The following is a 2,066-nucleotide window of genomic DNA, read 5'->3' as shown; positions in this document are numbered from 1 at the left end:
TGAATTATAAAGGAGGACGGGACATAGAAAAACGTGAAATCAATTTTTTCTGATTTCACGTTCTCTTAGAAATTTAAAAACCAAATAGTTGAAGAATAATCCAGCTTGATGCGTAAAATACCATAAACTGAACGCCAGCTCCAATACCTAAAATACGATTTAATAGTCCGCCTACTGTAGCCACTGTAAGTGTCAACACTATCCCTACAAGCTGAGCCTCATGATAAGCTAATAAACATGCTAGCCCAATAAACATTGCAATTATTGCTTCTTGACTAACATATTTCAAGACTAGTACCGATGCTTTACGAGCATAGTTCATCGAAAATGGATATGCAATTAAAGAAGCTACGGTTATTCCGATTAAACCGAATATAAAGAAATCCCAAGACGTTAAATAAGTGTGTAAGTTATTTATTGGTTCTACTGTAAATACTGGCGGTGCATTAAACAAGGGAGAGGCTGGTCCCAGAGCCACTGGGCTTAACGGAATTCCGAACGCTATAAGTGGAATAATTGCTTCTGCAATATAAGTAGATTCGGTTACCCCATTCATAACAGTTAAGCTTGTAGTGGATTTTTTATAAGCACCTTTTGTACGGGAACCTACGATTTCTCCCATCAGAGAAGTCATCCCAACTGGACTAAAGACAAATGTAAGGGATGATATAAATGTAGTTATCGAAGTAAAGATTGTCTGTCTTCCAGTTAAAATTTTAAATGGATTAGGAAAATACCCTTTCCAAGATTTTGTCTCTGGAGCTAAATGATACTCGTTCGCTTTATTTCTTAAAACATTTTTCCTTGCACTCGAAGAAGCAGCAATCAATATATCAGATAACATAGGACCTATTGCAATTCCAAGAAAGAAAGTAATCGATAAATGTTTGTCTAATATAGAAAAGCTTAATGTATCTAGGCTTTTTATAAAAAATGCAAATGGTATTATTAATAAAACACTTGCCCATCTTCCTTTTGAAAAGTAAGCAATTAAAAATGCAGCTATAGTAAAGATAAGACCTGAAGATGATTTAAAAAAATCTGCGAATTGCCCTAAAAACTGTCCAAGTAATACTGCAGTAGGTAATGCAATGAAAGCTCCAATAATTCCCCCAGAAATCATCTTTCTCAAAGCTATATGAGGCATGCCCATTCGTCTTAATGTATTGGCGTGATCAATTAAGGGAACTGCCGTAGTATCACCGGGGATACCCATTAAGGCTGTAGGAACAGCATGGGTTAAGTGTTTTGCTAAAACTGCTGCCATAAAAAATGCAAATACCCCTTCAGGTGGAGCTCCTAAAAGAATGACCAGTAAGGTTAGGGGGACCATAATTGCAGTTTCATCTGTCCCTGAAATAAGCCCGATTAAAGAAAAGACAATTGCACCAAGTAAGGCAAACAAGAGAGCAACTAAATAAATACTCATTTATTATCCCCCTTTCGAGGAAGGTTGAAGTTTGAAAGTACTCCTAAATCTTCGAGCTCTTTTCTGGTAATAGGATCATTTTCTATTAAACTAATTTCTTCTTCAAAATCAAGCTGTAAGTCTTCATAAATTTCAGCCATATTTTCTGAAGAAAGCTCATCTTCGACAAGAATTCTCTTCGGTCTGAACGCTATAGAATTAACAATTAATATGGTAACTGTTCCACCAATACCCAGCAAAAGAGAATATGAGTTAACCATTTGTGCTTCTGCAATTTTAGGGAAAATAAACTGACCTAATTTATACCCACCTATACTAACAAAAACGCTAAGTAAAATAGAGAAAATAAGTTGTTTTCCAGAAATGGTATCCCCCAATATTTCTACAAAGCTTTCATTTTTAGCTTTGTCTACTAAACTACTTTTATTCAACTTTTCCTCCATTCTAGCCCTCCTGTACTTCTTTAGTTAATTGCAAGATTCTGTCGTAGCGTAAATCATTTTCATGTATAGCTTTTTGAACAATTAAATCTATATTTTCCTTTTTCGCACCTGCCATTACAGCAAGGTTCTTTGCATGAAGACGCATATGACCAGACTGAATACCTTCTGATGCTAAAGCTCTTAAACTAGCTGCA

The 2,066-nt window shown here is 35.5% G+C and carries 2 protein-coding genes and 1 pseudogene; all 3 read right to left on the bottom strand.

Going from position 1 to position 2,066, the window contains the following annotated elements; genetic code table 11:
- Nucleotides 1-73: 73 nt before the first annotated feature.
- Nucleotides 74-1,429 carry a tripartite tricarboxylate transporter permease gene (locus AC06OU_RS15705; RefSeq protein WP_475857028.1) on the bottom strand — a complete coding sequence of 452 codons (1,356 nt, stop codon included), beginning with the start codon at nucleotides 1,427-1,429 and terminating at the stop codon, nucleotides 74-76.
- A complete protein-coding gene (locus AC06OU_RS15700; RefSeq protein ID WP_475857026.1) occupies nucleotides 1,426-1,872 on the bottom strand; it encodes a hypothetical protein in 447 nt (148 codons plus the stop codon). The genes AC06OU_RS15705 and AC06OU_RS15700 overlap by 4 nt, the downstream gene beginning before the upstream one ends.
- 1 nt (nucleotide 1,873) lies before the next feature.
- Nucleotides 1,874-2,066, bottom strand: a pseudogene (locus AC06OU_RS15695) (hydroxymethylglutaryl-CoA reductase, degradative); the annotation flags it as partial.

The sequence above is a fragment of the Psychrobacillus sp. genome (assembly GCF_056205495.1).
This window is presented reverse-complemented; position numbering and strand designations above follow the sequence as displayed.

Coding starts and splice junctions, on each gene's coding strand:
- AC06OU_RS15705 (WP_475857028.1), bottom strand. CDS start 1,429: ATGAGTATTTATTTAGTTGCTCTCTTGTTTGCCTTACTTGGTGCAATT.
- AC06OU_RS15700 (WP_475857026.1), bottom strand. CDS start 1,872: ATGGAGGAAAAGTTGAATAAAAGTAGTTTAGTAGACAAAGCTAAAAAT.